This is a genomic window from Rhodococcus sp. BH5, assembly GCF_027583855.1.
Taxonomy (GTDB): Bacteria; Actinomycetota; Actinomycetes; order Mycobacteriales; family Mycobacteriaceae; genus Rhodococcus_F; species Rhodococcus_F qingshengii.
In genome coordinates this window covers 121,793-147,930 of record NZ_JAJHVW010000005.1, presented here as the reverse complement: position 1 = coordinate 147,930, position 26,138 = coordinate 121,793, and the positions used below count along the sequence as shown (strand labels likewise).

Sequence of the window (26,138 nt, the reverse complement as noted above, 5' to 3'; positions counted from 1 at the left end):
CGTCAGCGGCCGCTGAATGCTTCGCGAAGACGCGAGAACAATCCACCGCTGTTCTGCGAGGCCGTCGAGACAACCTCGGCCTCGTCACGATCGCGGAGCAGCTTGAATTCCTTGAGCAGCTTGGACTGCTTGTGATCGAGACGGCTCGGGATGACCACCTCGAGGTGAGCGTGCACGTCGCCGCGCACTCCCGACCGCAGTTTCGGCATGCCATGACCGCGAAGAACAGCAACGTGTCCGGGCTGGGTGCCTGGCTCGATGGTGATTTCCTTGGGGCCGTCGATGATGGTGTCGACGGTGACAGTCGTACCGAGCGCTGCGTCGACCATCGGAACGCGGATCGTGCAGTGCAGGTCTTCACCGTCTCGAACGAAGACATCGTGCTGCTGCTCGACGATCTCGACGTAGAGGTCGCCGGGGTGTCCGCCGCCCGGGCCCACTTCACCCTGCGCGGTCAAACGGATGCGCATGCCACCGGCGACGCCCGCGGGAACCTTCACGGTGATGTCACGCTTGGCCCGAACTCGGCCGTCGCCGCCACACTTGTGGCAGGGATCCGGGATGGTCTCACCGGCACCGCGGCACGTCGGGCAGGGACGCGAGGTCATGACCTGACCGAGGAACGAGCGCTGGATGGACTGAACTTCGCCGGCACCGTTGCAGGTCTCACAGCGGACAGGCTTGGAGTCGCCGTTGGTTCCGGCTCCGGTGCAGCTGTCGCACAGAATGGCCGTCTCGACGGTCACGTGCTTGCTGACTCCCGTCGCACATTCTGCGAGGGTCAGCTTGGTGCGAAGCAACGAGTCGGCTCCGGGCTGAACGCGACCGCGCGGCCCACGACCTGCGCCGCCACCGCCGCCGAAGAATGCTTCGAAGACGTCGCCGAGGCCGCCGCCACCGAATCCGCCGCCGAAGCCACCACCGCCGCCACCACCGGACTCGAGCGGGTCTCCGCCGAGATCGACGATGCGACGCTTCTCCGGGTCGGTCAGGACCTCGTAGGCCGTCGAGATCTCCTTGAACTTGGCCTGCGCCGCCTCGTCAGGGTTGACGTCCGGGTGCAGTTCGCGTGCCAGCTTGCGGTAAGCGCGCTTGAGCTCCTGGTCTGTCGCGTTCTTGTCGACGCCGAGCAATCCGTAGTAATCCCGTGCCACGTTGAGTCTCTCGTCCTTCTCTTACTTCTAGGTTTTCCTCAGTCCTCGCGAGGAGGCGTGCCGACGAATGTCGACGTCCGTCATCGCTCGGAGAGAACTTCGCCGATGTATCTGGCAACGGCGGCAACCGATGCAATTGTTCCCGGATAGTCCATCCGAGTGGGTCCGAGCACACCGACACCACCGAAAACGGTACCGGCCGCGCCGTAGCCAGTCGAAATCACAGAGGTTCCGCGCATCTGTTCGACCTGCGTCTCTTCACCGATCTGAACGGTGACCGTGCCGGAGTTCTGCGTCGCAGCGAGCAGTTTGAGGACCACTACCTGCTCTTCCAGTGCTTCGAGCACAGCGCGCAGCGAACCGGGGAAGCCGGCCAGACCGGAGAAATCGGCGGCGTTGCGCGTGAGATTCGAGGTTCCGCCCAGAACGAGACGATCTTCCGGATGTTCGACCAGGGTCTCGACCAGAACCGTTGCCGAGCGGATCACGGCGTCGCGAAGGTCGGCCGGAGACTCGTCGGCCAGTTCCGCTACGGCAATCGACGCGGCGGCCAGGCGCTTGCCTTCCAGTGCTCCGCCGAGAAGCGTACGCAACCGGGAAAGGTCTTCGTCTTCGAGGACGTCTCCGAGTTCGACGATTCGCTGATCGACGCGGCCGGAATCGGTGATGAGAACGAGAAGCAGGCGCGCCGGCGTCAACGCGACCACCTCGAGGTGGCGAACCGACGACGCGGACAGCGACGGGTACTGGACAACCGCGACCTGACGGGTCAGTTGCGCGAGCAGTCGCACACCGCGGCGCAGAACGTCGTCGAGATCGACACCCGACTCCAAGAACTCGAGGATCGCTCGACGCTCGGGCCCGGACATGGGCTTGACGTCGGCGATGCGATCGACGAATTCGCGGTATCCCTTGTCGGTGGGGACGCGGCCGGAACTGGTGTGCGGTTGGGCGATGTAGCCCTCGGCCTCGAGGAATGCCATGTCGTTGCGCACAGTGGCGCTCGACACTCCGAGGTTGTGACGCTCGACCAGTGCCTTGGATCCCACCGGGTCCTGGGTGGAGACGTAATCGGCCACGATTGCACGTAAGACCTCGAAACGCCTGTCGTCGGTACTCGACATCGTTGCCACCTCCGTTTCCTGAAAAGAACGAACACCGACATTTACACATCGGTTTCCACTGGCAGTCTAATCGCCCGAGCGCCAGAGACGGCTGTTGCCCTTACTGTGGAGTGAGATCGGCGAAAGGTCGATCGCACAACCATGGACAAGGCGGCACATGATCTTCAAAGGCGTGATGGACGGCAAACCGTATCCCGATCACGGACTGTCTCTACGCGACTGGTCGAAGTTCCCTCCACGTCAGGTTCGACTCGACGAGATCGTGACCACCACGAAGGTCCTCGAACTCGATCGCCTGCTGTCGGAGGACTCGACCTTCTACGGCGATCTGTTCCCGCACGCAGTGCAGTGGCGCGGCACTCTCTACCTCGAGGACGGTCTGCACCGAGCGGTTCGTTCGGCCCTGCGAAACCGCGTCGTGCTGCACGCGCGTGTCTTCGACTTCGACGCGATGCCCGGTGTCATCGAGGGAGTCCGCTGACGCTCAGGCGATAGTCACGAGCAACGCAGGTGTCGTTTGCCCCGGCCAGGTTCCGGTGAGCGTCGCCGAGCCCGAGACTCGATCTGCGTCGATCACTCTCGCCACAGTCAGTTCCAGATCTCCCGCGCGGATGATCGTGTCGGTGCCGACTGTCGAGCAGGTCACGGATTCGACTGCCGGTACGGAAGCGCGGGCCGTACCGCTGCCAACTACGTGAGCTGTCACGGGGATGCGATCGGCGGTGTCCGCGAAGACCAGTTCGACTCCGGCCCCACCGGTCAGAATCGCGGTCGCCACCGCGCTGACGTAGACCGGATCACAGCATGCGTCGTACACCCACCGCTCGCCCAGTACCGAATGATCCATGGTCGCGATCAGTGCGGCGTCCGCCCCGTCCAGCGGAGCACCTCGATAAGTGAGCGGGACCTGAAGAATTCGACCGTCGGCAGAGCGCATCAGGTGCGTCTCGATTCCGACCTCACCGTCCGGGTCGTCGAAACGATAGGCGTCGACGCGTTCGAGCGTCGAACAGTCGACCGACCCGAGCCACGGCTGCTTGGGCACCCACGCTCGGAGCAGGTCGTTCTTGGACGGATTCAGCTGCGCACGATGAATGATGGCCACCACGGCCACATTACGCGGCGAAGGATGGTTGCGCGTCAGGTCAGGATCGTGCGAATCACCGCATCAGCGAGCAGGCGACCACGGTCGGTGAGAACCACGTGATCGTTCTCGATCACGGCCAACCCGTCGACTACCACCTGTTCGGCCGAAAGACGTTCGGATGCAGACAGTTCCGACAACGGAAGTCCCGTACGCAACCGTGCGGTCAGCATGACTCGCTCCATGTGTTCGTCCTCGGCGGTCAGTTCTTCGCTGCCGCCGACGGGAAGTTCGCCGAGCGCCAACTGTTCCGCGTACCGCGCCGGGTGCTTGACGTTCCACCACCGCACTCCGCCGACGTGGCTGTGCGCGCCCGGACCGGCACCCCACCAGTCACCGCCGTCCCAGTAGCCGAGGTTGTGACGGCACCGGGTGTCGCCGGAGTCCGCGGTTTCCGCCTTTGCCCAGTTGGAGACCTCGTACCACCGCAAGCCTGCCTCGGACAGGCGTGAATCGATTCGTTCGTACCGCGAGGCCAGCACGTCGTCGTCCGGGGCGGGCAGTTCGCCGCGCCTGACCTTGCGAGCCATGGCGGTGCCGTCCTCGACGATCAACGCGTAGGCCGAGACGTGATCGACATCGGCGGAAAGGACCGCATCGAGTGAGGCGTCCAGGTCTTGATCGCGCTCCCCCGGGGTTCCATAGATCAAATCGAGATTCACGTGCGAAAAACCAGCTGCGCGAGCCTCTTTCGCGGCAGCGACGGCGCGACCGGGGGTGTGCGTGCGGTCGAGGATCTTCAGAACGTGCTGGGCGGCCGACTGCATGCCGAGGGAAATCCGGGTGAATCCAGCGCTGCGGAGAGCACCGAAGAACTCCGGCGACGTCGATTCGGGGTTCGATTCCGTGGTCACTTCGGCGCCGGACGCCAGGCCGAAGCTGCTCCGCACCGCCGACAGCACGTCGGACAATCCGTCACCACCGAGCAGCGACGGCGTTCCACCGCCCACGAACACGGTCTCCGCCGCCGGGGCGCCCGTCATCTCGGCCGCGAGATCGAGTTCGCGCCGCAGACCTTCCAACCACGATTGCGGCGAGGCGGAAGTTCCGAGCTCTCCGGCCGTGTAGGTGTTGAAATCGCAGTACCCACACCTGGTGGCACAGAACGGGACGTGGATGTAGATCCCGAACGGCCGTTTCCCGACACCCTCGAGCGATCGCGCGGGCAAGGCGAAGGGCGTCGCCTCGCTCTGTCGAGTGGGAGTCGTGCTGGTGGCATTCACGCCTCCAGTGTCCCAGCATCCGGAACGCACACCTATTCAGCCTGCGATGCAGGTCGGCGTACGGCTTGAACTCGATATTTCCCCCGTTTTTCGTGGAAATATGCGCCCGAGTCGGAATTATCGAGTTGACGTGGCACAATGGTCCGCATGACCGGACTCGGAGTGCGACTTGTGGCGCGTCGCCATGTCGACTTCAAGCGTGTGTGCAGCTCGTCGTGTCTGCACCTGTGTAGCTGTTGATCTTTCACTGATCTTCCAGCCTTTCCCGCTCATCTCCATCTGCTTCACCGAAACACTCTCTGCAGAGACATGCCTTTTCAGGGACGCAGCTTCTCCAGCTGCTCGTTTTCGTGAGCACACCTGCCGGCCGCGAGCTTTCCGAGACCGAGGACAGCCCCCTCGATTTCCGACACGGACCGGTGCGTCCCGATCAGACACCGCCACAGTTCATCGATAGTGCGTGCCGCGTGCCGATCAACCGCCCAGATCCAGGAGTTCATCGATGACGTCGACCACCGACGCCGCCACACCCGCCGATTCGGCAGCAGCTGCCGAAGCCCGGCCTGCACGCGCTGCGCGTCCCGCCAAGCGTCGCGCCGAAGGTCAGTGGGCCCTCGGTTACCGCGAGCCTCTCAACGCCAACGAGCAGGCCAAGAAGGACGACAACCCGCTCAACGTTCGGGCCCGCATCGAGAACATCTACTCCAAGCAGGGCTTCGACAGCATCGACAAGGGCGACCTTCGCGGCCGCTTCCGCTGGTGGGGTCTCTACACCCAGCGCGAAGAAGGCTACGACGGCACCTTCACCGGCGACGAGAACATCGACCTGCTCGAGGCCAAGTACTTCATGATGCGCGTGCGTTGCGACGCCGGCGCTCTCAACGTCGAGCAGCTGCGCACCATCGCCGGCATCTCGAAGGAATTCGGCCGGAACACCGCCGACCTCTCCGACCGCGAAAACGTCCAGTTCCACTGGATCGAGGTCGAGAACGTTCCGGAGATCTGGAAGCGCCTCGAAGCCGTCGGACTCAAGACCACCGAAGCGTGCGGTGACTGCCCCCGCGTCGTCCTCGGTTCTCCCCTGGCCGGCGAATCGCTCGACGAGGTCCTCGATCCCACCCCGGCGATCGACGAGATCGTTCGCCGCTACATCGGCGACCCCAAGTACTCCAACCTGCCGCGCAAGTTCAAGACCGCCATCTCCGGCCAGCAGGACGTCGTTCACGAGATCAACGACATCGCCTTCATCGGCGTGAACCACCCCGAGCACGGCCCGGGCCTCGACCTCTGGGTCGGCGGCGGACTGTCCACCAACCCGATGCTGGCGCAGCGCGTCGGCGCCTGGATTCCGCTCGACGAAGTCCCCGATGTCTGGGAGGGTGTCGTCTCGATCTTCCGTGACTACGGCTACCGCCGTCTGCGCGCGAAGGCCAGGCTCAAGTTCCTCGTCAAGGACTGGGGTATCGAGAAGTTCCGCGAGGTTCTCGAGACCGAGTACCTCGAGCGCCCGCTCATCGACGGCCCCGCGCCTGAGAAGCCCAAGCGCCCGATCGATCACGTCGGCATCCAGAAGACCCGCAACGGCCACAACGCAGTCGGTTTCGCTCCGATCGCCGGCCGCGTCTCGGGAGACATCCTGGCTCAGGTCGCCGACGCCGCGGAGAAGGCCGGCAGCGACCGGATCCGCTTCACTCCGTACCAGAAGCTGATCATCCTCGACGTCGCCGACGAGACGCTCGAGCCGCTCATCGCCGATCTCGACGCGCTGGGCCTTCCCGCCCGACCGTCACACTGGCGCAAGAACCTGATGGCCTGCTCCGGCATCGAGTTCTGCAAGCTCTCGTTCGCCGAGACCCGCAAGCGTTCGCAGGTGCTCGTGCCCGAACTCGAACAGCGTCTCGCCGACATCAACAGCCAGCTCGACGTGCCGATCACCATCAACATCAACGGTTGCCCCAACTCCTGCGCTCGCTCGCAGATCGCCGACATCGGCTTCAAGGGCCAGCTCGTCGACGACGGTGAGGGGAATCAAGTCGAGGGTTTCCAGGTTCACCTGGGAGGCAGCCTCGGATTCGACAGCGCCTTCGGACGCAAGCTGCGCCAGCACAAGGTCACCAGCGTCGAGATGGGTGACTACATCGACCGCGTCGTACGTCAGTTCGTCAAGAACCGCAACGAAGGTGAACGGTTCGCCGAATGGGCAGTGCGCGCAGACGAAGGAGATTTGCGATGACAGTGGACATTTCGCGAGCAACTGCCGACGAGCTTCGGGCCATCGCCGAGCGCGGTGCAGTAGAACTCGACGGAGCCGGCGCGCAGGAACTGTTGCAGTGGACCGAGGACACGTTCGGTGACTCGTACATCGTGGCGTCGAACATGCAGGATGGAGTGCTGGTTCACCTTGCCGCACAAGTTCATCCGGGCGTCGACGTACTCTTCCTCGACACCGGCTACCACTTCCCCGAAACCATCGGCACGCGTGACGCGGTCGAGCAGGTGTACGGCGTCAACGTCATCAACGCTCGTGCGCTGGCAAGCGTCGCCGAGCAGGATGTCGCCGAGGGCAAGGATCTGTTCGCCCGTGACCCCAACCGCTGCTGCGCACTACGCAAAGTCGCGCCGCTCAAGCAGACACTGTCCGGGTACAGCGCGTGGGTGACCGGCATCCGCCGCGTCGAAGCGCCCACCCGCGCCAACGCTCCCCTGATCTCCTTCGACGAAGCCTTCGGACTCGTGAAGATCAACCCGATCGCTCCCTGGTCGGACGAGGAGATGCAGAACTACATCGACACCAATTCCATCCTCGTCAATCCCCTTGTCGACGAGGGATATCCGTCCATCGGCTGCGCACCCTGCACCAGCAAGCCAGCCCCCGGCAGCGATCCGCGTAGCGGTCGTTGGGCCGGTGCCTCCAAGACAGAATGCGGGTTGCACGCATCATGACAGTTGACTTGACACCTTCACGGCCTCAGCTCGACGGCACACAGTTCGATACTCTCGACGCCCTCGAGTCCGAAGCGATCCACATCTTCCGAGAGGTGGCCGGCGAATTCGAACGCCCGGTCATTCTCTTCTCGGGCGGTAAGGACTCCACCGTGCTGCTGCACCTGGCGATCAAGGCCTTCTGGCCTGCGCCGTTGCCGTTCACCCTGCTGCATGTCGACACCGGCCACAACCTGCAGGAAGTCCTCGACTTCCGCGATCACGTGGTGGCCAAGTACAACCTGCGCCTGCACGTGGCCAGCGTCGAGGAGTACATCGCGGACGGCCGCCTCACCGAGCGTCCAGACGGTATCCGCAATCCTCTGCAGACCGTGCCGTTGCTGGACGCGATCTCCGAGAACCGCTTCGACGCCGTCTTCGGTGGCGCTCGCCGCGACGAGGAGCGCGCCCGCGCCAAGGAGCGGATCTTCTCACTGCGCAACGCTTTCGGCCAGTGGGATCCCAAGAAGCAGCGCCCGGAGCTGTGGAACCTCTACAACGGTCGCCACTCCCCCGGCGAGCAGGTGCGCGTCTTCCCGCTCAGCAACTTCACCGAGCTGGACATCTGGCGCTACATCGCCCGCGACAACGTCGAACTCGCCAGCATCTACTACGCCCACCAGCGTCCGGTGTACCAGCGCGACGGCATGTGGATGACCCCCGGAGTCTGGGGTGGTCCGGCTGACAGCGAAGAGCTGCAGACCCTTTCGGTGCGATACCGCACCGTCGGCGACGGTTCGACCACCGGTGCTGTTCTCTCCGATGCGGCCGACAACGAAGCGATCCTCGCCGAGGTTGCGGCATCACGTTTGACCGAGCGCGGCGCGACCCGTGGCGACGACCGAGTTTCCGAAGCGGCCATGGAAGACCGCAAGCGAGAGGGCTACTTCTGATGAGCGATCTGCTCAGACTGGCAACTGCCGGCAGCGTCGACGACGGAAAGTCCACACTCGTGGGCCGCCTGTTGTACGACACGAAATCCGTTCTCGCCGACCAGATCGACGCCGTGACCCGTGCGTCGGTGGACCGCGGTCTCGACACCCCTGACCTGTCGCTCCTGGTGGACGGACTGCGCGCCGAGCGTGAGCAGGGCATCACCATCGACGTGGCGTACCGCTACTTCGCGACCCCCAAGCGCACCTTCGTGCTCGCCGATACACCGGGCCACGTGCAGTACACCCGCAACACGGTCTCCGGTGCCTCGACGGCTCAGCTCGTGATCCTGCTGGTCGATGCTCGCAAGGGCGTCATCGCGCAGACTCGCAGGCACGCAGCGGTTCTCGCGTTGCTCGGTGTCCCGAAGCTCGTTCTCGCCGTGAACAAGATCGACCTCGTCGAGAACCCCGAAGAGGTCTTCACCTCGATCTCCGCCGAGTTCAACGAACTCACCAGCTCACTGGGCTGGGCAAGCGAAGACGTCGTCGAGATCCCGGTGTCGGCACTGCACGGTGACAACGTCGCCATCCGCTCCGACAAGACCCCGTACTACACCGGCCCCACGCTGATCGAGCACCTCGAGTCGATTCCGGTCGACGCCGAGCCACATCGCGTCGGTCTGCGTTTCCCGGTGCAGTACGTGATCCGCCCCCGCACCGCAGAGTTCCTCGACTACCGCGGCTACGCCGGTCAGGTCGCTGCCGGTTCCGTCGTGCCCGGCGACGAAGTGGTGATCCTGCCCTCGGGTACGCGCACCACCGTCACACGTATCGACACGGCCGACGGCGAACTGGACGTCGCCCACGCCGGACGCAGCGTCACGCTGATCCTGGCCGACGACGTCGACGTCTCTCGCGGCGACACCATCGCATCGCCGTCCGACGCACCCGAGCCGATCGGCGAATTCGACGCCACTGTCTGCTGGCTGGCCGAGAAGTCACTGCGCCCCGGTGCACGTCTGCTGCTCAAGCACGGCACGCGAACGACGCAGGCCATCGTGGGCAGCTTGGTGGAACGCTTCAACGAGCAGGACCTCACCACGGATCAGGGTCCGGACACTCTCGAGCTCAACGAGATCGGCAAGATCTCCATCCGGGTGGCCGAGCCGATCGTGGCTGACGACTACGCCGTGAACCGCCACACCGGCAGCTTCCTGCTGATCGATCCCGCTGGTGGAAACACTCTCGCAGCCGGCCTGGTGGGCGACGTCATTTCCGCTGTCGAATTGGGCGAGCGCGTCTAAGTCGATGGTTCCGCTCATCGCTGTCGCGCACGGCAGCCGTGACCCCCGTTCTGCTCGGGTGATCGCGGCTGCTGTGGCAGCTCTTCGTGAAGTCCGGCCAGACCTCGATGTCCGGCTGGCGTTTCTCGACCTCAATGCACCGTCCATCGATCAGGTCCTGGACGGAGTTGCACACGACGGCCACACTCACGCCGTTGTTGTTCCGATGCTGCTGGGCAATGCCTTCCACGCTCGGGTAGATCTGCCCGGACTCTTGGCCACTGCCGCGACACGCCACCCCCAGTTGACCGTGTTCCAAGCAGACGTACTGGGTCGCGATGCTCGGCTGATCGAGGCAGTACGCGAGCGAATTCTCGAAGCGGGTGCCCGGCCGGACGATCCGTCGGTCGGTGTCGCTCTTGCGGCAGTCGGCTCGTCCGACGCGCGCGCCAATGCCGCGACCGCAGAATTGGCGTCCACTCTCCTCGGCGGAACCAACTGGTCGGGCGTTCGAATCTGTTTCGCAACATCCGCGGAACCGACAGTTACCCAGGCGATCTCCGCACTCGAGCAGGACGGCGCCGAACGTGTTGTCGTCGCGCCGTGGTTCTTGGCTCCCGGCCTACTGACCGATCGACTCAGCGCTGCCGCAGCAACTGCATGTCCGCGCGCGCGTTTCGCCGACACGATCGGTGGGCACTCTCTACTGATCGAAACGATGATCGACCGTTACCGACAAGTCGCTGATGCACTACCCGACCGTCTGGTCCGCTCCGCCTGATCCGGTTTCACAGGCCGTTATCAGATTGTTACCGTAGTGTTGGATCTGTCCAGCTCGCGAAGGTACCTCCTTCGCCTGCGAAACAGATCTTTGGGTGCAATCCCCTCAGAGCGCCGCGAGAGGGAACACCATCACTCACAATCTTCGCCTCGGCACAGCCGGCATCGCATGGGTCCTGTCGGTGCTCTACCTGCTTGTCGAAATCTTCACAGCCGGAGCATGGAAGACGCCGTACAGCTTCGCGCGCGACTCCATCAGTTCGCTGGGCGTGACGACATGCAGCGTGGATTCGTGTTCGCCGATGCACGACGTGATGAACGCGGCCTTCATGATCCTCGGTGCGCTCACCATCCTCGGTGCAGCCTTGCTGCACAAGTACATTCCGGACGGTCGTGCGAAGAAGTGGATTCTCGGTCTTGCCGTCGTCGTTGCATTGAGCACCGCGGCCACCGGCCTCTTCCCGGCGAACGACGGGACCTTCGTTCATTGGACCGCCGTACTTCCCGGCTTCGTCGCACGTCATGCCGTTCTCGTCCTCATGGCAATTCAATTCTGGAAGCACAGCAAATGGATCGCAGTGTGGTCGGGGCTGTGCGCGGCTACCGGAATCGTAGGTGCCGTACTGCTTCTCGGACGAACCCTCACTTTCGGCCTTGGTGAACGCCTGACGCTGTACCCGCTGCCTATGTGGATGGCCGTCACCGGCGTCGCAGCCCTGCTTGCGTTGATGCGCCGAACCGTGTTGAAGAACGTGGAACTGACACTGTCCGGTAACGGATTCATCACCGCTCTGTTGTCGTTGCGCCCGCGTCGATCTCGCGCGGCAGTGCCCACCGACGTTCTCGCACCACGGGAGCTGACCGGTTTGTAGCGAACCGGGGGTGAGCAGGGACACACTGGTAAGGAGGCGACGCGAGGAGACTTCCATGACCAGTGCATCTGTTCGACACGGAATCGTGGCCGGTATCGACGGCTCGGCAAGCGCGGTCAACGCCGCGAGGTGGGCAGCTTCGGCTGCAAAGAGATTCGACGAACCACTTCGCCTGACCCACGTGCTGCCAGGACAACCCGAGTCCGGTGGCGGTACCAACGTCACCGACGAAGAGATGTTCGACCACCACCTTCGCGTCGAGGGTGCAAAACTGCTCGACGAGGCCGAGGACGCCATCCGCGATGATCACACCGACGTCACCGTCGAACGTGGCCTCGTGACCGGTACTCCCGCAACCACACTCGTCGAACTCTCGAAGTCGGCTCGCATCGTTGCACTGGGTCAGGCCGGCACCAGCGAAATGCAGTCCGTGTTTCTCGGATCCGACACCATTCGGGTGGTCAACCGCGCGCACTGTCCCGTGGCCGTATTCCGCGGTACGGGTGATCACGCGATGGCCGACACCAGGCCCATCGTCGTCGGCGTCGACGGGAGCAAGCTCAGCGAACTCGCCGTCGCGCATGCCTTCGAATTTGCCGCGTTCCTCGGCGCACCTTTGGTTGCGGTCCACACGTGGAACGAGCACGCCTCGCTGGGCGGGTATTCCGAAGCCAGGCGCTTCGTCGACTGGGGACCGTACGAACAGCATGAGCACGCCCTGCTGTCCGAGTGCCTCGCCGGCTGGACGGAGAAGTACCCCGATGTCGAAGTCACCCGGAGTGTCCAGCGCAGCGGACCGATGAAGGCACTGCTCGAGCACTCGGCGGAAGCGCAACTCGTAGTCGTCGGTAGCCACGGCCGCAGCCCGTTCATGGCGTCGATAGTCGGATCGACCAGTCAGAGCCTCATCCACCACGCCCAGTGCCCGGTCCTCGTCTGCCGAGAGGGCTGAACTCGTCTCGCTGTTGCCCGGCCCCCAACTCTGAGCGAACGGCACTTTCGGCGCCATCAGGAGGCCGAAAGTGCCGTTCGCTCAAACAGGAGTGGGGGTACAACAGGTCAAACAGGGCGAGCGGGTCATACCTGGCCGACCACGCTCACCGTGACCGGCTCCTGCACCGGCGTCGACACCGGGGTCTCCGGCAGATCCGGCACCCGGGTAGCACGCGCGTACACCGTCTCCCCCGCCTCGAGGTGCAGCGCTGCACTGTCACCGCGCGTGACCTGAGCCGAGAAGAGCTCGCCGGTTGCCTCGTTGCGCAGGTCCACTCGAACCTCGAAGCCGAGATACACGACGCGCTCGACTGTTGCGCGTGTGACGCCGAGCGACTCGGCCGTTCCGGATTCCTGCGCGAGAGCCATGCTCGGATCCCGGCCGAGACGGATGTCATGCGGACGGACCAACTGCCCGTTGAGCTTCGCGACGGATCCGAGGAAGGACATCACGAAGTCGTTGGACGGGCGGTCGTACAGGTCGGCAGGTTCACCGATCTGCTCGATCCGCCCCTTGTTCAGCACCGCGATGCGGTCGGCGACGTCGAGAGCCTCTTCCTGGTCGTGGGTGACCAGGACGGTGGTGACGTGCACCTCGTCGTGCAGGCGACGCAACCACGTGCGCAGGTCGGCACGCACCTTCGCGTCGAGCGCGCCGAAGGGCTCGTCGAGCAGGAGCACCTGCGGATCCACAGCCAGAGCGCGTGCCAACGCCATGCGCTGACGCTGACCGCCGGAGAGCTGCGCGGGGTACCGATGCTGAAAGCCGTCGAGACCGACGATCCCCAGTAGTTCGTTGACCTTCTTCTCGATCTCCGGCTTCGGGCGCTTGCGGATCTTGAGCCCGAACGCCACGTTGTCCCGCACGGTCATGTGCTTGAACGCCGCGTAGTGCTGGAACACGAAACCGATGTCACGCTTCTGCGGCGACACGCCGGTGACGTCCTTGCCTGCGATGGTGATGGTTCCCGAATCGAGTTCTTCGAGCCCTGCGATCGAACGCAGCAACGTCGACTTTCCCGAGCCACTGGGCCCGAGCAATGCCGTCAACGAACCCGAGGGAATGTTGACCGTCACGTCGTCGAGCGCCGCGAAATCACCGTAGTTCTTGCGGGCCCCGGTCACTGTGATCATGTGGTGCTCCTCTTACGGTCCAGCAGCGTCATCAGCAACAGGACAATGATGGCGATGCCCATTAGCAGCGTTGCCGCCGAATACGCACCAAAGGTGTTGTGGTCGTCGATGTATCGCGAGTGCACCAGCAACGTCAGTGTCTGGGATACCCCCGGGAAGCCGGAAGAGACCATGATGACTGCGCCGAATTCACCGAGCGAACGCGCCACCGTCAACACGATTCCGTATGTCAGGCCCCAACGGATCGCGGGCAAGGTGATCCGCCAGAACGTCTGCCAGCCCGAGGCACCGAGCGTCGCGGCTGCTTGTTCCTGCTCGTCGCCGATCTCGTGAAGTACGGGTTCGACTTCCCGGACGACGAAGGGCAGCGTCACGAAAATCGTCGCGATCACCATGCCTGGCAAACCGAAGATGACCTTGAACCCCAACGATTCGATTCCGCCGAACCAACCGTTGGCACCCCACAGAAGAATCAACGACACACCGACGACGACGGGCGAGACCGCGAAGGGCAGGTCGACCACCGACTGCAGAACTCCGCGGCCCGGGAAACGCCCACGCACGAGTGCCAGAGCAGTGACGACGCCGAACACGACGTTGATCGGGACCACGATCGCCACGATGATCAGCGAAAGATTCAGCGCGGAGATCGCTGCCGGTGTCGTGATCGATTCGAGAAACGGGCCGATTCCGTTCTCGAACGTTCGCGTCAGGATCACACCGATCGGCACGACCAGCAACACGAACAGGTAGACGAGAGCGATGGTCCGCAGACCGATCTTCGATCCTCTGGACACGTTCATCGGGAACTCTCCTCACGTCGCTGTCCCCGCGATGCGAAGATTCGCAGGACGAACAGCGTCACGAATGCGATGGCCAGCAACGCTACCGAGACGGCAGCGGCGTTGGTCGGACGATCGATCTCGATCTGCTGCTGAATGTACTGCGACGTCATCTGTGTCACGCGTGGGATGTTGCCGCCGATCAGAACGACCGAGCCGTATTCACCGATCGCTCTGGCGAACGCGAGGCCCGCACCGGAGATGACGGCAGGCGCCAACGTCGGGAGAACAACCGAGCGAAAGATCGTCCAGTTGGAAGCTCCCAACGACGCAGCGGCTTCCTCGACTTCGCGGTCGACCTCCATCAGCACCGGCTGCACGGAACGGACCACGAACGGCAAGGTCACGAAGGCCAATGCCACGATCAGTCCGGGCTGGGTTGCATTGAGATGGATGTCGATCGGTGACTGCGGGCCGTAGAGGGACAGCAGCACGATCGATGCCACGATTGTCGGCAGTGCGAACGGCAGATCGATCATCGAGTTGACGATGCGCTTGCCCGGGAAGTCGTCCCGGACCAGCACCCACGCGATGATCGTGCCCATCACGACGTTGATCAGTGCCACGATCACCGAGACCAACAACGTCACGCGCAACGACGCCAAGGCGACGGGTGCGGTGACGGCGTCCCAGAATCCGGAGATCCCCTCGTCGAACGCGGTGGCGGTCAACGCGGCGAGCGGAAGCAGAACGATCACGGAGAGCCACAGAGTGGCCACTCCGATTCCGAGCGGCCCCACACTCCCCGTGACCCGCGCGAGTTTTCGCCGACGAGCCACGGGGGTGGGGTCAATAGTGTCAGTCACGTCAGTCTTACTTGGTCGCGTTGTCGTAGATCACTGCGATCGAACCGGTGTCCTTGGTGAACAGAGCACTGTCCACGGCCTTCCAGCCGCCGAGGTCTGCAATGGTCCACAGCTTGTTCGGCTCGGGGAACTTGTCGGTGAACTTGGCAGCGACGGCGGGATCCACGGGACGGAATCCTGCTTCGGCCCAGAGCGTCTGACCCTCGGTCGTGTACAGGTAGTCCTTGAACGCGGTCGCCTTGTCGAGGACCTTGCTGTTCGAGATCACGGCAACGGGGTTCTCGATCTTGAAGGTCGTGGGCGGGGTGACGTGCTCGACCGGGTCGCCGTTGCCTTCGATGAACAGTGCCTCGTTCTCGTAACTGATCAGAACGTCACCGCTACCCTGCAGGAAGGCTTCCGAAGCCTCGCGTCCCGACTTGGGCTGGATCTTGACGTGGTCGTTGACCAAGGCGGTGACGTAGTCGAGACCCGCCTGCGGGTTCTTGCCACCGTCGCTCTTCGCGGCGTACGGCGCCAAGAGGTTCCATTTGGCCGAGCCGGAGCTGAACGGGTTCGGCGTGACGACCTCGAGGCCGGGCTGAAGCAGGTCGTCCCAGTCTTTGATGCCCTTCGGGTTGCCCGGACGCGTCACGATGGTGACTACCGATCCGAACGGAATTCCGTTGTAGGCGTCCTGGTTCCAGTTCTGATCTACCAGACCGGCATCGACCAGACGGGTGATGTCGGGCTCGACGGAGAAGTTGACGAAGTCTGCCTCGGCACCGTCCTTCACCTTGCGCGACTGGTCGCCCGAGGCGCCGTAGGAAGGATTGAAGTTGACGTTCTTGCCCTCGTCGGTCGCCTGGAAGGCTGCGGTGAGCTTGTCGAAGCCAGGCTTCGGCACGGCGTAGGCGAACAGGTTGATCGTGCCGGCGCTACCGTCGCTGGCGGCGCTGTCACCACCCACGGTGTCGCTCGAGCCACCACTGCACGCTGTGAGTACCACGGCCCCCATGGTCGCGATAGCAGTGAGAAGTGTGCGGGAACGGCGTTTCATTGCAGATACCTTCCTGAAAGGACTGACAAACGAGGGTTGGTCAAACGACAAGTCCGAGACCTCTGGGGCTGATTCCATCGGGATGTTCAGACATGGAGAGCCGACGGGCGATGAGCCCTGAATCGGGGGCGCGAGTTACGCGCAGAGAAGTTCGAGTGGGGTGCGCAGCACCACCGGAGAGGTCGAACTCAGGAAATCAACAACAGGCGACGTCAGCGACGTCGAGCATGCCGACAGCAATCAACGCCAACTGGTGGCGGATTACGGGAGCTGTTGCTTCGGACACGCGGTGGACTTTAGCAGAGCACCGGCGCCCGCTCTAATCGGGAGAACTAACGGGTGAGAAGCCACGCGACGATCACGAGGAGAATCAGGGCTATCAGGGCGAGAGTGACCCGTGAGCGGGGCATCAGCTTTCCTCTACTTCTCGAGAATTCCTACGCAACCAGCCGAAGAGCGGCAGAGCGAGAACGGCGGCCAACGCGCGATCCAGACCGATGGCCACCAGGCGGCACAGCGGAACGACGACGATCAGGACCAACGCGACCTGCGGGATGAACGGGAGCCCCGCCATCCACAGCTCGAAGCTGTCCCACCAATCCGCAATCCGATCCACGCCAACACCCTATCCTTCGGACGATACGGTCCCGACAGCGTGTGGATTGGACGTGTGCCGATTCTGGCCGGATGATGGCCGAATGAGTGCTGACGACGAAGTGGTGCAGACGATTCCTCCCGCCTCCACGGGTCACCATCGAAGCAACTTTCCCCCGATCGACGACTATGCGTTTCTTTCCGATTGCGAAACCTCGTGCCTGATTGCCCGTAACGGATCTGTCGAGTGGATGTGCGTTCCCCGCCCGGACTCCCCCAGCGTGTTCGGTGCCATCCTCGACCGCAGTGCGGGCCATTTCCGTATCGGCCCCTACGGCCAGAACGTGCCGGCCGCTCGGCGCTATCTGCCGGGTGGACTCATTCTCGAAACGACCTGGCAGACCGAGACCGGCTGGCTCGTCGTCCGCGACGCCCTGGTTCTCGGTCCCTGGCACAACGTCGACAAGCGATCGAACACGCACAAGCGCACACCGACCGACTGGGATGCCGAACACACTCTTCTCCGTACGGTCAAATGCGTCAGCGGCACCGTCGAACTCGAGATGAGCTGTGAGCCGGCGTTCGACTATCACCGTGGCACGGCGAATTGGGAGTACACCGGAAAGGTCTACGAGGAAGCAACGGCAACGTGTCGCTCCGCCAAGCCCGGCGACCATCCCACTCTGCGCTTGACCACCGATCTCCGACTGGGTCTGGAAGGTCGTGAGGCACGGGCCCGGACGCGACTGGTCGAAGGCGACAACGTGTACGTCGCGCTCTCGTGGTCGGATCTTCCCGCGCCGCAGACGTTCGACGAGGCCGCCGACAAGATGTGGCAGACGTCCAAGTCCTGGCGTGAGTGGGTGACGATCGGCAAGTTCCCCGATCACCCGTGGCGCGGATACCTGCAGCGCAGTGCGCTCACACTCAAGGGGCTCACCTACGCACCGACCGGAGCCCTGCTTGCGGCTTCGACGACCTCGCTACCGGAAACACCAGGCGGAGAACGTAACTGGGACTACCGCTACGCGTGGGTTCGCGATTCCACCTTCGCACTGTGGGGCCTCTACACGCTCGGGTTGGACCGTGAGGCCAACGACTTCTTCAACTTCATCTACGACGTGTCGAGTTCGGATAACGGTCAGCCGCATCCTTTGCAGGTGATGTACGGCATCGGCGGCGAGCGCACGCTCGAGGAATCCGAACTCAACCATCTGTCCGGCTATGACGGCGCCCGTCCGGTGCGTATCGGCAACGGGGCGTTCGATCAACAGCAGCACGACATCTGGGGCACCATGCTCGACTCGGTGTACCTCCACATCCGTACCCGCGAGCGTGTCCCCGAAGCGCTGTGGCCGCTGCTCAAGAAGCAGGTCGAGGAAGCGATCAAGCACTGGCGTCAACCCGACCGCGGGATCTGGGAGGTGCGCGGTGAACCGCAGCACTTCACGTCGTCGAAGATCATGTGCTGGGTCGCACTCGATCGCGGCGCCAAGCTGGCAGAGATGCAGGGCGAGAAGAGCTTTGCACAGCAATGGACGGCCATCGCGGACGAGATCAAGGCCGACATCCTCGCGCACGGTGTCGACTCGCGCGGAGTTCTGACACAGCGGTACGGCCACGATTCACTCGACGCGTCGCTCTTGTTGGCACCGCTGCTGCGCTTCCTGCCGGCCGACGATCCGCGCATCCGGGCGACGGTGCTGGCGATCGCCGACGAGCTCACCGAAGAGGGGTTGGTCCTGCGCTATCGCGTCGACACCACCGACGACGGATTGAGCGGAGAAGAGGGCACGTTCACCATCTGCTCCTTCTGGCTCGTCTCCGCCCTCGTCGAGATCGGCGAACTGGATCGGGCAAAGCATCTCTGCGAGCGTCTGCTCGGGTTCGCGAGCCCGCTCAAGCTGTACGCGGAGGAGATCGACGCGCACACCGGTCGCCATCTGGGTAACTTCCCGCAGGCGTTCACACACCTGGCGCTGATCAACGCCGTGGTCCACGTGATCCGCGCCGAGGAAGCTGCCGAAGCCGGAGCTTTCCAGCCCGCGCACAACGCAACCTAGACCCCTGCTGTGCGCCTTTATTAACCGCCCGCGGCTAATAAAGGCGCACAGCAGGTCTAGCCGGCCACCGCTTCGAGCTGCGGCGTGATCGATTCGAGCGAGTACTTCAGCGACAGCGACGACGGAGTGTTCAGGCCGGCAACAGTCGGATAGTCGACGATGGCCAATCCGCCACCCTTGACTGCAGGCAGGTCGGCAAACCCCGGCAGCTTCATCATGTCGTCGAGCGACCCGCCGTTGGGCAGCAGCACCACGACGTCGGCGCTGAGAGCGTCGACCCGTTCCGGGCTGAGTGTCAGCCGGCCACCGGTCACACCGGCCTCGTCGACCAGCTTGGGCGGCAACGACATTCCCAGACGCGTGAACAGTCCCGAAGCACCGTCCTTGGGATCAGCGACGATCACCAACTGCGACGTCGGGAAGACGTACTGCGACAAAAGAGCGGTCTTACCCTTCAGCCCCGGCAACCGCTGTGCGAGCGCATCGATCTGCCCGTTTGTCGCCTCGACGATCTCGTCGGCTCGCGACTCCTTGTCGAGAACCCGGCCGAGAATCTCCACCTGGTCCTGCCACGGATCGACCTGGACGTCGGACAGACCGGCAATTGTCGGAGCGATCTTGCTCAACTGGTCGAAATCGTTCTGATCGGCGACGGAGAACCCGCCGAGAATCAGATCGGGATCCAAGGCTGCAATTTCTTCAGCTTTGAGCGGGACACCGAACTGCTGGATCGCCGAGCGATCGAGTTCCTTCGCCGACGCGTCCACGCCACTCTCCCACGGGAACAGACCACGCTCGTCGCCCATCGGGCCGGCAGCCAGGTACCCCACCGGCTGGATTCCGAGTTCGAGCAGAGCGTCGAGCCACTGGGTGTCGGCCGCGACGATGCGCGTCGGCGTCCCGGTGATCGTGGTGGCGCCGAACTTGTGGTCGATCGTGGTGACCCGACCGCCCGCGATCTCGTCGGCGTCCGAGGACGAACATCCGCTGATACCTACGACCAGCGCTCCCAAGAGAGCCACCGCCGAAAACTTCATCGCACGCACGAAAATACTCCTCCACTAGTTAGCAGAGGCTTACCTTCTCATATGGGACCCGGCTGTGTCCGACCTTGCTTTCAGGCGAAACGAGAGAGCAGACGCTCCGCATCGGCGCCGATGCGTCGAACCACGTCGCCGGCCGGATGGGTTCCGTGTACGAGTCCGACAGCTTCTCCGGCGTAGACGACTCCGCTGTGGGGATCCGACGGGTCGTACGCCTTTGCCAGCATTTCCTCATCGGCGTCGACTCCGTGCCAGGCGGCAGTGAACTCGTTGGCCACCGCGCGGCCACCCCACCGCTGCGGCCACGGTTGACTGCGCGCTCGGTCGAACACCGAGGTGTAAATCGTGTCGGCACTTCCGGCTTCGACGACGCGGTCGCGGGCATAGTCCGGCCCGACCGTCTCCGGGCTGGCGAGCAGCGCCGTTCCGATCATCACGCCTTCCCCGCCGGCCGCCAGGACTGCGGCCAAACCGCGGCCGGTCCCGATTCCGCCGGCCGCCAGTACTGGAAGTGATGTCGTTTCGAGGATCTCCTGCAGCAGCGGCAAGGTTCCGATTCGGCCCGTGTGACCGCCTGCCTCACCGCCTTGCGCGATCACGCCGTCGACACCCGCGGCCTCGACAATGCGAAGGTCTTCGAGCGTATTGATCTGTGACACAACGGGAATGCCCGCATCGTGGATTCGTCCGACATACGAGGCGGGATCACCGAACGACAAGGTGATCATGGTCGGCTCGACGGCAATCGCGGCGTCGAGCATCAACTCGTTCTCGGGCAGCGACCACGTCATCAGGCCGACGCCGAATTTTCCGCCGATCGACCGGGCCACCTCGGCTTCGGCCTCGATCCACTCCGGTGTGTTGTACCGAGCCGCGCCGAGCAGACCCAACCCGCCGGCCGCCGATACAGCTCCGGCGAGCGCGCCGCCCGCGCGCCCACCCATGGGCGCCCCGAGAACCGGGATTTCGATTCCGAACTCTCGGGACAACCAGGTGGTGACCATGCGCTCCTACTTCTTGGGCTTCTCGCCGACCGATTCCGACGTCAGGGCCGCCACGAATGCTTCCTGCGGCACCTCGACGCGACCGATGGTCTTCATGCGCTTCTTGCCTTCCTTCTGCTTCTCGAGCAGCTTGCGCTTACGGCTGATGTCGCCGCCGTAGCACTTGGCGAGAACGTCCTTGCGGATTGCGCGAATGTTCTCGCGCGAGATGATCTTCGCGCCGATCGCGGCCTGGATCGGAACCTCGAACTGCTGGCGAGGAATCAGCTCACGAAGCTTCGACGTCATGCGTCCGCCGTAAGCGCCGGCGTTGGAACGGTGCACGATCGAGGAGAACGCGTCGACCGCCTCGCCCTGCAGCAGGATGTCGACCTTCACCAGGTCGGCCTGCTGCTCACCGGCCTCTTCGTAATCGAGGCTGGCATAACCCTTGGTGCGGGACTTGAGGGCGTCGAAGAAGTCGAACATGATCTCGCCCATGGGCAGTTCGTATCGCAGCTCGACACGAGTCTCGGAGAGGTAGTCCATGCCGCCGAGCTCACCGCGACGGGACTGGCACAGCTCCATGATGGCGCCGACGTACTCACTCGGGGCGATGACGGTGCACTTGGCGACGGGCTCGTAGACCTCGCGAACCTTGCCTTCCGGCCAGTACGACGGGTTGGTGACGATGACCTCGGCCCCGTCCTCCATCACGACGCGGTAGACGACGTTGGGCGCGGTGGAAATCAGTTCGAGGCCGAACTCACGCTCGAGGCGGTCGCGGGTGATCTCCATGTGGAGCAGGCCGAGGAAGCCGCAGCGGAAGCCGAATCCGAGGGCAACCGACGTCTCGGGTTCATACGCCAGGGCCGCGTCGTTGAGACGGAGCTTGTCGAGGGCATCGCGCAGCACGGGGTAGTCCGAGCCGTCCATCGGGTAGAGGCCCGAGTAGACCATCGGCTTGGGATCGCGGTAGCCGACCAGCGGTTCGGTCGCGCCGTTGCGGGTGGTGGTGACGGTGTCACCGACGCGCGACTGACGGACGTCCTTCACACCGGTGATGAGGTAGCCCACCTCGCCGACGCCCAGACCGATACTGGCCTTCGGCTCGGGGGAAATGATGCCGACCTCGAGCAGTTCGTGTGTAGTGCCCGTGGACATCATCGTGATCTTCTCGCGGGGACGGATCCGACCGTCGACCACACGCACGTAAGTGACCACGCCGCGGTAGGCGTCGTAGACGGAGTCGAAGATCATCGCGCGGGCGGGACCGTCAGCATCGCCGACAGGCGCAGGTACCTGCTTGATCACCTCGTCGAGCAGTTCCTTGACGCCCATACCGGTCTTACCCGAGACGCGCAGGACATCACCGGGCTCGCAGCCCGTGATGTGCGCGATCTCTTCGGCATAGCGGTCGGGATCCGCGGCCGGGAGGTCGATCTTGTTGAGGACGGGAATGATCTTGAGATCCTTCTCCATCGCCAGGTAGAGGTTCGCCAGCGTCTGAGCTTCGATGCCCTGAGCAGCGTCGACCAGCAGAATTGCGCCCTCGCATGCTTCGAGCGCACGGGAGACCTCGTACGTGAAGTCGACGTGGCCGGGAGTGTCGATGAGGTGGAGGACGAACTCTTCGCCGTCGACGGTCCAGGGCAGACGAACGTTCTGAGCCTTGATGGTGATGCCGCGTTCACGCTCGATGTCCATGCGGTCCAGGTACTGCGCACGCATCGCCCGCTCTTCGACCACACCGGTGAGCTGAAGCATGCGATCTGCCAGCGTCGACTTACCGTGGTCGATGTGCGCGATGATGCAGAAGTTCCGGATCTGCGCAGGATCCGTGAACGTCTTGTCGGCGAAGCTGCTGATGGGAGACCCCTTAGTCGGACCGGCACCGGCCCGGATCCGGGCCACTGTCAACCCTCAGGATATCCAAGTCTCGGCGCCGCCGTACCAGGGGTTCCCACGGGTGGGTGATTATGCTCGAACGCTATGGCAAGCATGTGGAAGCAGATCGGCAGAACCCTCGGCGCCCTCGCGGTGGAGAAGGGCCCTGCGTTGCTGCGCCAGCTGCAGTCGTCCACGTCCCAGTCGTCTGCCTCGAAGCCGGGTCCGTCCGGCCGCCCGATCGCCGCGCGGACGTCTCCGACCGCACATCGCGCCCGCAAGGTCGAGTACTCCCCCGACCTCGACGGCAAGGCCGATCCGGGCGAAATCGTCTGGACCTGGGTTGCCTACGAGGAGGATCCGACCCAAGGCAAAGACCGCCCGGTGCTGGTTGTCGGCCGCGACGGCAACACGCTGCTCGGTTTGATGCTGTCCTCGCAGAGCAAACGCGAAGGCGAGCGTGATTGGCTCGCAATCGGTTCGGGTCCATGGGACGGCGAGGGAAGGCCCAGCTGGGTCCGGCTCGACCGGGTGCTCGACGTTCCCGAGAGCGGGATCCGGCGCGAGGGCGCCGTCATGGATCACAATAAGTTCGACGCGGTCGCGGCAAAACTTCGGGCCGACTTCAGCTGGAGCTGAAGCCGACCCGGACGATGGAAACAGTGTCGATCAGCTGTCCATACGGTTGAACCGTCCGAAGAGTGCTCGATAGATGAGTGCACCGAGCGCACCGCCGATGAGCGGGAACACGATGAACAACCACACCTGGCCGAGTGCACCGTCCTGGAACGGCGCGACAGCGAGGCTTCGAGCGGGGTTGACGGAGGTGTTGTCGATCGGGATCGAGATCAGGTGAATGACGGCCAGGGTGAAGCCGATGGACACCCCGGCGAGAGGCACGTCGGAGATCTGGTCGGTCGACGCGAGAACGACGAATACCAGCAGTGCTGTCAGCAGGATCTCGATGATCATGGCGGCACCGATGCCGTAGCCGTCGGAAACCACGTTTCCGAGAAGATTCTTCTCGGCAGACGGACTGTGTGCGCCCCAACCGTTTGCACCCAAACCGTCAGCAGCACGGTTGTACGCCGGGAGACTGTTGGCCACCGTGTAGATCACGACGCCTGCGACCAAGCCGCCGATCACTTGCGCGACAACGTAAATCGCCGCATTGACGGCTGAGATTCGCCCGATCACGAATTGGCCGAGAGTCACGGCTGGGTTGACGTGGCAACCGGAAATCGGGCCGATCGCATATACGAGGAACAGCAGGGTCAGGCCGAATGCGAAGGCAACTCCGAGGTTGCCGACTTTCGCACCTGCAAAGACGGCAGTTCCGACTGCGGAGAACACGAGCACGAATGTTCCCACCGCTTCGGCCGCATACTTCTTCACATCCGAGATCGGTTCGATCTCAGTCAATTCCTGTGCAGTTGGAGACATATTCCCACCTTCTTCTCATCGAACGGTAGTAATGCTCACGCGCCTAGATTTGCCGGACTTTACGCAAGCCTGGTGATCTCCACAACAACTTCGAGATCTGTGGAGCGTCCACCGGAAAAGATTCCCTTCAATGGCGGCACATCCGAATAGTCCCTTCCTATTCCGACCGAGACATGCTGTTCATTCACAGCTATCGCATTGGTCGGGTCGTATCCCCACCACGCGCCGGTCCACGCTTCGATCCACGCGTGCGATTCGCCGACCACCGTGTCCCCGACTGCCGCATCACGTTTGGGGTGGAGATAGCCGGAAACGTATCGACACGGTATTCCCATCGTTCGAAGCAATACCAAGGTCAGATGCGCATAGTCCTGGCAGACGCCTTTCCGTGCCGACCACGCCTCGACCGCCGACGTATGCACTCCGGTCGTACCCGGAACATATGACATTTCGCCGTAAACCCATTGCGACGCAGCCACTACTGCATCTTCAGGTGATTTATCTTTGCGCAATTCCTTGGCAATTGTCGCCAGCTTACGATCACGCGGAACATATCTCGTGAAACTCAGTTGTTCGTTGAATCGATCTTTAATCGCGTTTCCCGACAATTCATCCCAGTCGACGGTTTCCTCGGGCTGAACGAACGGTTCCGTCTCCACCACCGACAGTCCGGTCACTTCGAGTTCCGTGTGCGGGGCGTGCAAGTCGAAGGCGGTCACCGCGGTGCCCCAGTAATCGGTGTATCGGTAGGAACGTGTGGCCGGCTGGGTTTCGACGCGCGTGAGTATCACCGTCTGCCTGGTGTCGCCGCGAGGTGTCAATCGCGCTTCGTTGTACGACGACGTCACCGGGGCGTCGTACGCATATCCCGTGGTGTGCACGACCCTCATTCGCCAGCTCACAGCTCTCCCTCCACCGTCGACTCCGCATACGCGGCGCCGGCATCCGTCCACGCGACCCACGGCGCAGCGTGGAAGTACTGCAATGCAATTGCCTCACCCAGTTCGCGGCAGGTCTCCTGCCAACCGAGCAACCGTCCCTGCAGATCCTCGAGCAACACGCCCTGCGGCAGGAACTCGAGTTCGCTGCGTGCGCGGCCCAGAAGCCGCGGCGCCTCCGCCCGGATTCCGACGCGACTGCCCGGCTGCGGGTCGAGCTCCTGCAGGCACTTCTCGGCCTGCCTGATCGAGTGGAACACCGAGCGCGGAAAGAGCCTGTCCAACAAGATGAACTCGACGACGCGATTGGCGTCGAGTGCTCCGCGATACGTACGCAGATACGTGTCATGTGCGCCCGCCGAGCGAAGAACGCTGACCCATGCCGGCGACGACGGGCGGTCACCGGCGCGCGCCAGAAGCATCCGCACGATCATGTCGACACGTTCGATCGACCTGCCCAGCAGAAGGAACCGATAGCCGTCGTCGCGACTGAGCGTGGAATCCGCCAGGCCCGCGAACATCGCTGCGCGTTCCTCCACATAGCGGAAGAACTCGTGTGGCCCCAGCCTGCGTGAGGCACGTTCACGCTCGGCCAGTCCGTTGTACGTGGTGTTCAGGCACTCCCACATCTCACTCGACGTGACCTCACGCGCCCCGCGAGCATTCTCACGTGCACTTGCCAGCGAGTCCACGATCGAACCAACCTGGTTGCGGCTGAACGCAACCAGATCGGTGAGCGAGCGCACGTCGAGCTTGCCCTCCGGCGCCTCGATGCCGAGGACACGCAGGAGCAGACGCGACGTGCGGTCCGGGTCGACGGTGGCGTCGTCGAGCAATTGATGGACGGCGACGTCGAGGATCCGAGCAGTGTCGTCGGCGCGCTCGACGTAGCGGCCGATCCAGTAGAGGGACTCTGCGTTGCGAGCAAGCATCGGT

General features: G+C 63.5%; 26 protein-coding genes. 10 read left to right on the top strand and 16 right to left on the bottom strand.

Annotation, left to right across the window (positions count from 1 at the left end):
- Positions 1 to 2 precede the first annotated feature (2 nt).
- Together dnaJ and hrcA are read right to left on the bottom strand one after the other, a co-directional pair.
- Entirely contained in the window at positions 3 to 1,154 is a 1,152-nt protein-coding gene (gene dnaJ, locus RhoBH5_RS14725) for a molecular chaperone DnaJ (RefSeq protein ID WP_003944460.1), read from the bottom strand.
- 80 nt (positions 1,155 to 1,234) lie between these two features.
- Positions 1,235 to 2,278, bottom strand: coding sequence for a heat-inducible transcriptional repressor HrcA (gene hrcA / locus RhoBH5_RS14720; protein WP_003944583.1), 1,044 nt, complete (start codon positions 2,276 to 2,278; stop codon positions 1,235 to 1,237).
- A 157-nt stretch (positions 2,279 to 2,435) separates the two neighbouring features.
- Between hrcA and RhoBH5_RS14715 the strand changes: the two genes are divergently transcribed.
- On the top strand, positions 2,436 to 2,759 hold the full coding sequence (locus RhoBH5_RS14715; RefSeq protein ID WP_003944521.1) for a type II toxin-antitoxin system VapB family antitoxin: 324 nt from the start codon (positions 2,436 to 2,438) through the stop codon (positions 2,757 to 2,759).
- A 3-nt stretch (positions 2,760 to 2,762) separates the two neighbouring features.
- On the opposite strand, the gene RhoBH5_RS14710 is transcribed toward RhoBH5_RS14715, so the two are convergent.
- Together RhoBH5_RS14710 and hemW are read right to left on the bottom strand one after the other, a co-directional pair.
- Positions 2,763 to 3,383, bottom strand: coding sequence for a CG0192-related protein (locus RhoBH5_RS14710; RefSeq protein WP_064444265.1), 621 nt, complete (start codon positions 3,381 to 3,383; stop codon positions 2,763 to 2,765).
- Between the two features lie 35 nt (positions 3,384 to 3,418).
- Positions 3,419 to 4,645 carry a radical SAM family heme chaperone HemW gene (gene hemW, locus RhoBH5_RS14705; RefSeq protein WP_042450186.1) on the bottom strand — a complete coding sequence of 409 codons (1,227 nt, stop codon included), beginning with the start codon at positions 4,643 to 4,645 and terminating at the stop codon, positions 3,419 to 3,421.
- A gap of 502 nt (positions 4,646 to 5,147) precedes the next feature.
- Here hemW and RhoBH5_RS14700 point away from each other — a divergent pair.
- The 7 genes from RhoBH5_RS14700 (at position 5,148) to RhoBH5_RS14670 (ending at position 12,389) form a co-directional block, all read left to right on the top strand.
- Positions 5,148 to 6,878: a nitrite/sulfite reductase gene (locus tag RhoBH5_RS14700; protein ID WP_007731056.1), complete on the top strand. Its 1,731-nt coding sequence runs from the start codon at positions 5,148 to 5,150 to the stop codon at positions 6,876 to 6,878.
- Positions 6,875 to 7,588 carry a phosphoadenylyl-sulfate reductase gene (locus tag RhoBH5_RS14695; RefSeq protein WP_054831423.1) on the top strand — a complete coding sequence of 238 codons (714 nt, stop codon included), beginning with the start codon at positions 6,875 to 6,877 and terminating at the stop codon, positions 7,586 to 7,588. The genes RhoBH5_RS14700 and RhoBH5_RS14695 overlap by 4 nt, the downstream gene beginning before the upstream one ends.
- A complete protein-coding gene (cysD, locus tag RhoBH5_RS14690; RefSeq protein WP_058039499.1) occupies positions 7,585 to 8,520 on the top strand; it encodes a sulfate adenylyltransferase subunit CysD in 936 nt (311 codons plus the stop codon). Before RhoBH5_RS14695 ends, cysD begins: the two co-directional genes overlap by 4 nt.
- Positions 8,520 to 9,806: a sulfate adenylyltransferase subunit 1 gene (locus RhoBH5_RS14685; protein WP_020969973.1), complete on the top strand. Its 1,287-nt coding sequence runs from the start codon at positions 8,520 to 8,522 to the stop codon at positions 9,804 to 9,806. The genes cysD and RhoBH5_RS14685 overlap by 1 nt, the downstream gene beginning before the upstream one ends.
- A 4-nt stretch (positions 9,807 to 9,810) precedes the next feature.
- Entirely contained in the window at positions 9,811 to 10,566 is a 756-nt protein-coding gene (locus RhoBH5_RS14680) for a sirohydrochlorin chelatase (protein ID WP_118602583.1), read from the top strand.
- Positions 10,567 to 10,660: 94 nt separating this feature from the next.
- Positions 10,661 to 11,437, top strand: coding sequence for a DUF998 domain-containing protein (locus RhoBH5_RS14675; RefSeq protein ID WP_030536614.1), 777 nt, complete (start codon positions 10,661 to 10,663; stop codon positions 11,435 to 11,437).
- A gap of 55 nt (positions 11,438 to 11,492) precedes the next feature.
- Positions 11,493 to 12,389, top strand: coding sequence for a universal stress protein (locus tag RhoBH5_RS14670; protein ID WP_003944544.1), 897 nt, complete (start codon positions 11,493 to 11,495; stop codon positions 12,387 to 12,389).
- 125 nt (positions 12,390 to 12,514) lie between these two features.
- On the opposite strand, the gene RhoBH5_RS14665 is transcribed toward RhoBH5_RS14670, so the two are convergent.
- From RhoBH5_RS14665 to RhoBH5_RS14645, 6 genes are all read right to left on the bottom strand, one after another.
- Positions 12,515 to 13,564: a sulfate/molybdate ABC transporter ATP-binding protein gene (locus RhoBH5_RS14665; protein WP_007731046.1), complete on the bottom strand. Its 1,050-nt coding sequence runs from the start codon at positions 13,562 to 13,564 to the stop codon at positions 12,515 to 12,517.
- Positions 13,561 to 14,367, bottom strand: coding sequence for a sulfate ABC transporter permease subunit CysW (gene cysW / locus RhoBH5_RS14660; RefSeq protein ID WP_003944503.1), 807 nt, complete (start codon positions 14,365 to 14,367; stop codon positions 13,561 to 13,563). Before cysW ends, RhoBH5_RS14665 begins: the two co-directional genes overlap by 4 nt.
- Complete coding sequence (gene cysT, locus RhoBH5_RS14655; protein ID WP_030536617.1) at positions 14,364 to 15,212, bottom strand: sulfate ABC transporter permease subunit CysT; 849 nt, start codon at positions 15,210 to 15,212, stop codon at positions 14,364 to 14,366. The genes cysW and cysT overlap by 4 nt, the downstream gene beginning before the upstream one ends.
- A 7-nt stretch (positions 15,213 to 15,219) precedes the next feature.
- Entirely contained in the window at positions 15,220 to 16,251 is a 1,032-nt protein-coding gene (locus tag RhoBH5_RS14650) for a sulfate ABC transporter substrate-binding protein (protein WP_270008460.1), read from the bottom strand.
- 196 nt (positions 16,252 to 16,447) lie between these two features.
- Complete coding sequence (locus RhoBH5_RS32590) at positions 16,448 to 16,537, bottom strand: Ms4533A family Cys-rich leader peptide (RefSeq protein WP_309599318.1); 90 nt, start codon at positions 16,535 to 16,537, stop codon at positions 16,448 to 16,450.
- 123 nt (positions 16,538 to 16,660) lie between these two features.
- On the bottom strand, positions 16,661 to 16,867 hold the full coding sequence (locus RhoBH5_RS14645) for a hypothetical protein (RefSeq protein ID WP_003944489.1): 207 nt from the start codon (positions 16,865 to 16,867) through the stop codon (positions 16,661 to 16,663).
- An 82-nt stretch (positions 16,868 to 16,949) separates the two neighbouring features.
- Between RhoBH5_RS14645 and RhoBH5_RS14640 the strand changes: the two genes are divergently transcribed.
- The gene (locus RhoBH5_RS14640) at positions 16,950 to 18,908 is read left to right on the top strand and encodes a glycoside hydrolase family 15 protein (RefSeq protein ID WP_003944557.1); all 1,959 of its coding nucleotides are present in this window, start codon (positions 16,950 to 16,952) and stop codon (positions 18,906 to 18,908) included.
- Between the two features lie 56 nt (positions 18,909 to 18,964).
- Here RhoBH5_RS14640 and RhoBH5_RS14635 read toward each other — a convergent pair whose 3' ends face one another.
- The 3 genes from RhoBH5_RS14635 to lepA form a co-directional block, all read right to left on the bottom strand.
- A complete protein-coding gene (locus RhoBH5_RS14635) occupies positions 18,965 to 19,945 on the bottom strand; it encodes an ABC transporter substrate-binding protein (protein WP_270008529.1) in 981 nt (326 codons plus the stop codon).
- A gap of 80 nt (positions 19,946 to 20,025) precedes the next feature.
- Positions 20,026 to 20,955 (bottom strand): NAD(P)H-dependent flavin oxidoreductase, encoded by a 930-nt coding sequence (locus RhoBH5_RS14630; protein WP_030536619.1) that lies wholly within the window; start codon positions 20,953 to 20,955, stop codon positions 20,026 to 20,028.
- A 6-nt stretch (positions 20,956 to 20,961) separates the two neighbouring features.
- Positions 20,962 to 22,854: a translation elongation factor 4 gene (lepA, locus tag RhoBH5_RS14625; protein ID WP_003944564.1), complete on the bottom strand. Its 1,893-nt coding sequence runs from the start codon at positions 22,852 to 22,854 to the stop codon at positions 20,962 to 20,964.
- Positions 22,855 to 22,926: 72 nt separating this feature from the next.
- Here lepA and RhoBH5_RS14620 point away from each other — a divergent pair, with 72 nt between their 5' ends.
- Positions 22,927 to 23,460 (top strand): type II toxin-antitoxin system PemK/MazF family toxin, encoded by a 534-nt coding sequence (locus tag RhoBH5_RS14620; RefSeq protein WP_270008459.1) that lies wholly within the window; start codon positions 22,927 to 22,929, stop codon positions 23,458 to 23,460.
- A 30-nt stretch (positions 23,461 to 23,490) separates the two neighbouring features.
- Here RhoBH5_RS14620 and RhoBH5_RS14615 read toward each other — a convergent pair whose 3' ends face one another.
- Genes RhoBH5_RS14615 through RhoBH5_RS14605 form a run of 3 tightly spaced genes read right to left on the bottom strand, consistent with a single transcriptional unit; the run spans position 23,491 to position 26,134 of the window.
- Positions 23,491 to 24,264 carry an aquaporin gene (locus RhoBH5_RS14615; RefSeq protein ID WP_003944482.1) on the bottom strand — a complete coding sequence of 258 codons (774 nt, stop codon included), beginning with the start codon at positions 24,262 to 24,264 and terminating at the stop codon, positions 23,491 to 23,493.
- 59 nt (positions 24,265 to 24,323) lie between these two features.
- Entirely contained in the window at positions 24,324 to 25,154 is an 831-nt protein-coding gene (locus tag RhoBH5_RS14610; protein WP_007731033.1) for a transglutaminase family protein, read from the bottom strand.
- A gap of 8 nt (positions 25,155 to 25,162) precedes the next feature.
- Entirely contained in the window at positions 25,163 to 26,134 is a 972-nt protein-coding gene (locus tag RhoBH5_RS14605; protein WP_003944483.1) for an alpha-E domain-containing protein, read from the bottom strand.
- Positions 26,135 to 26,138: the final 4 nt, after the last annotated feature.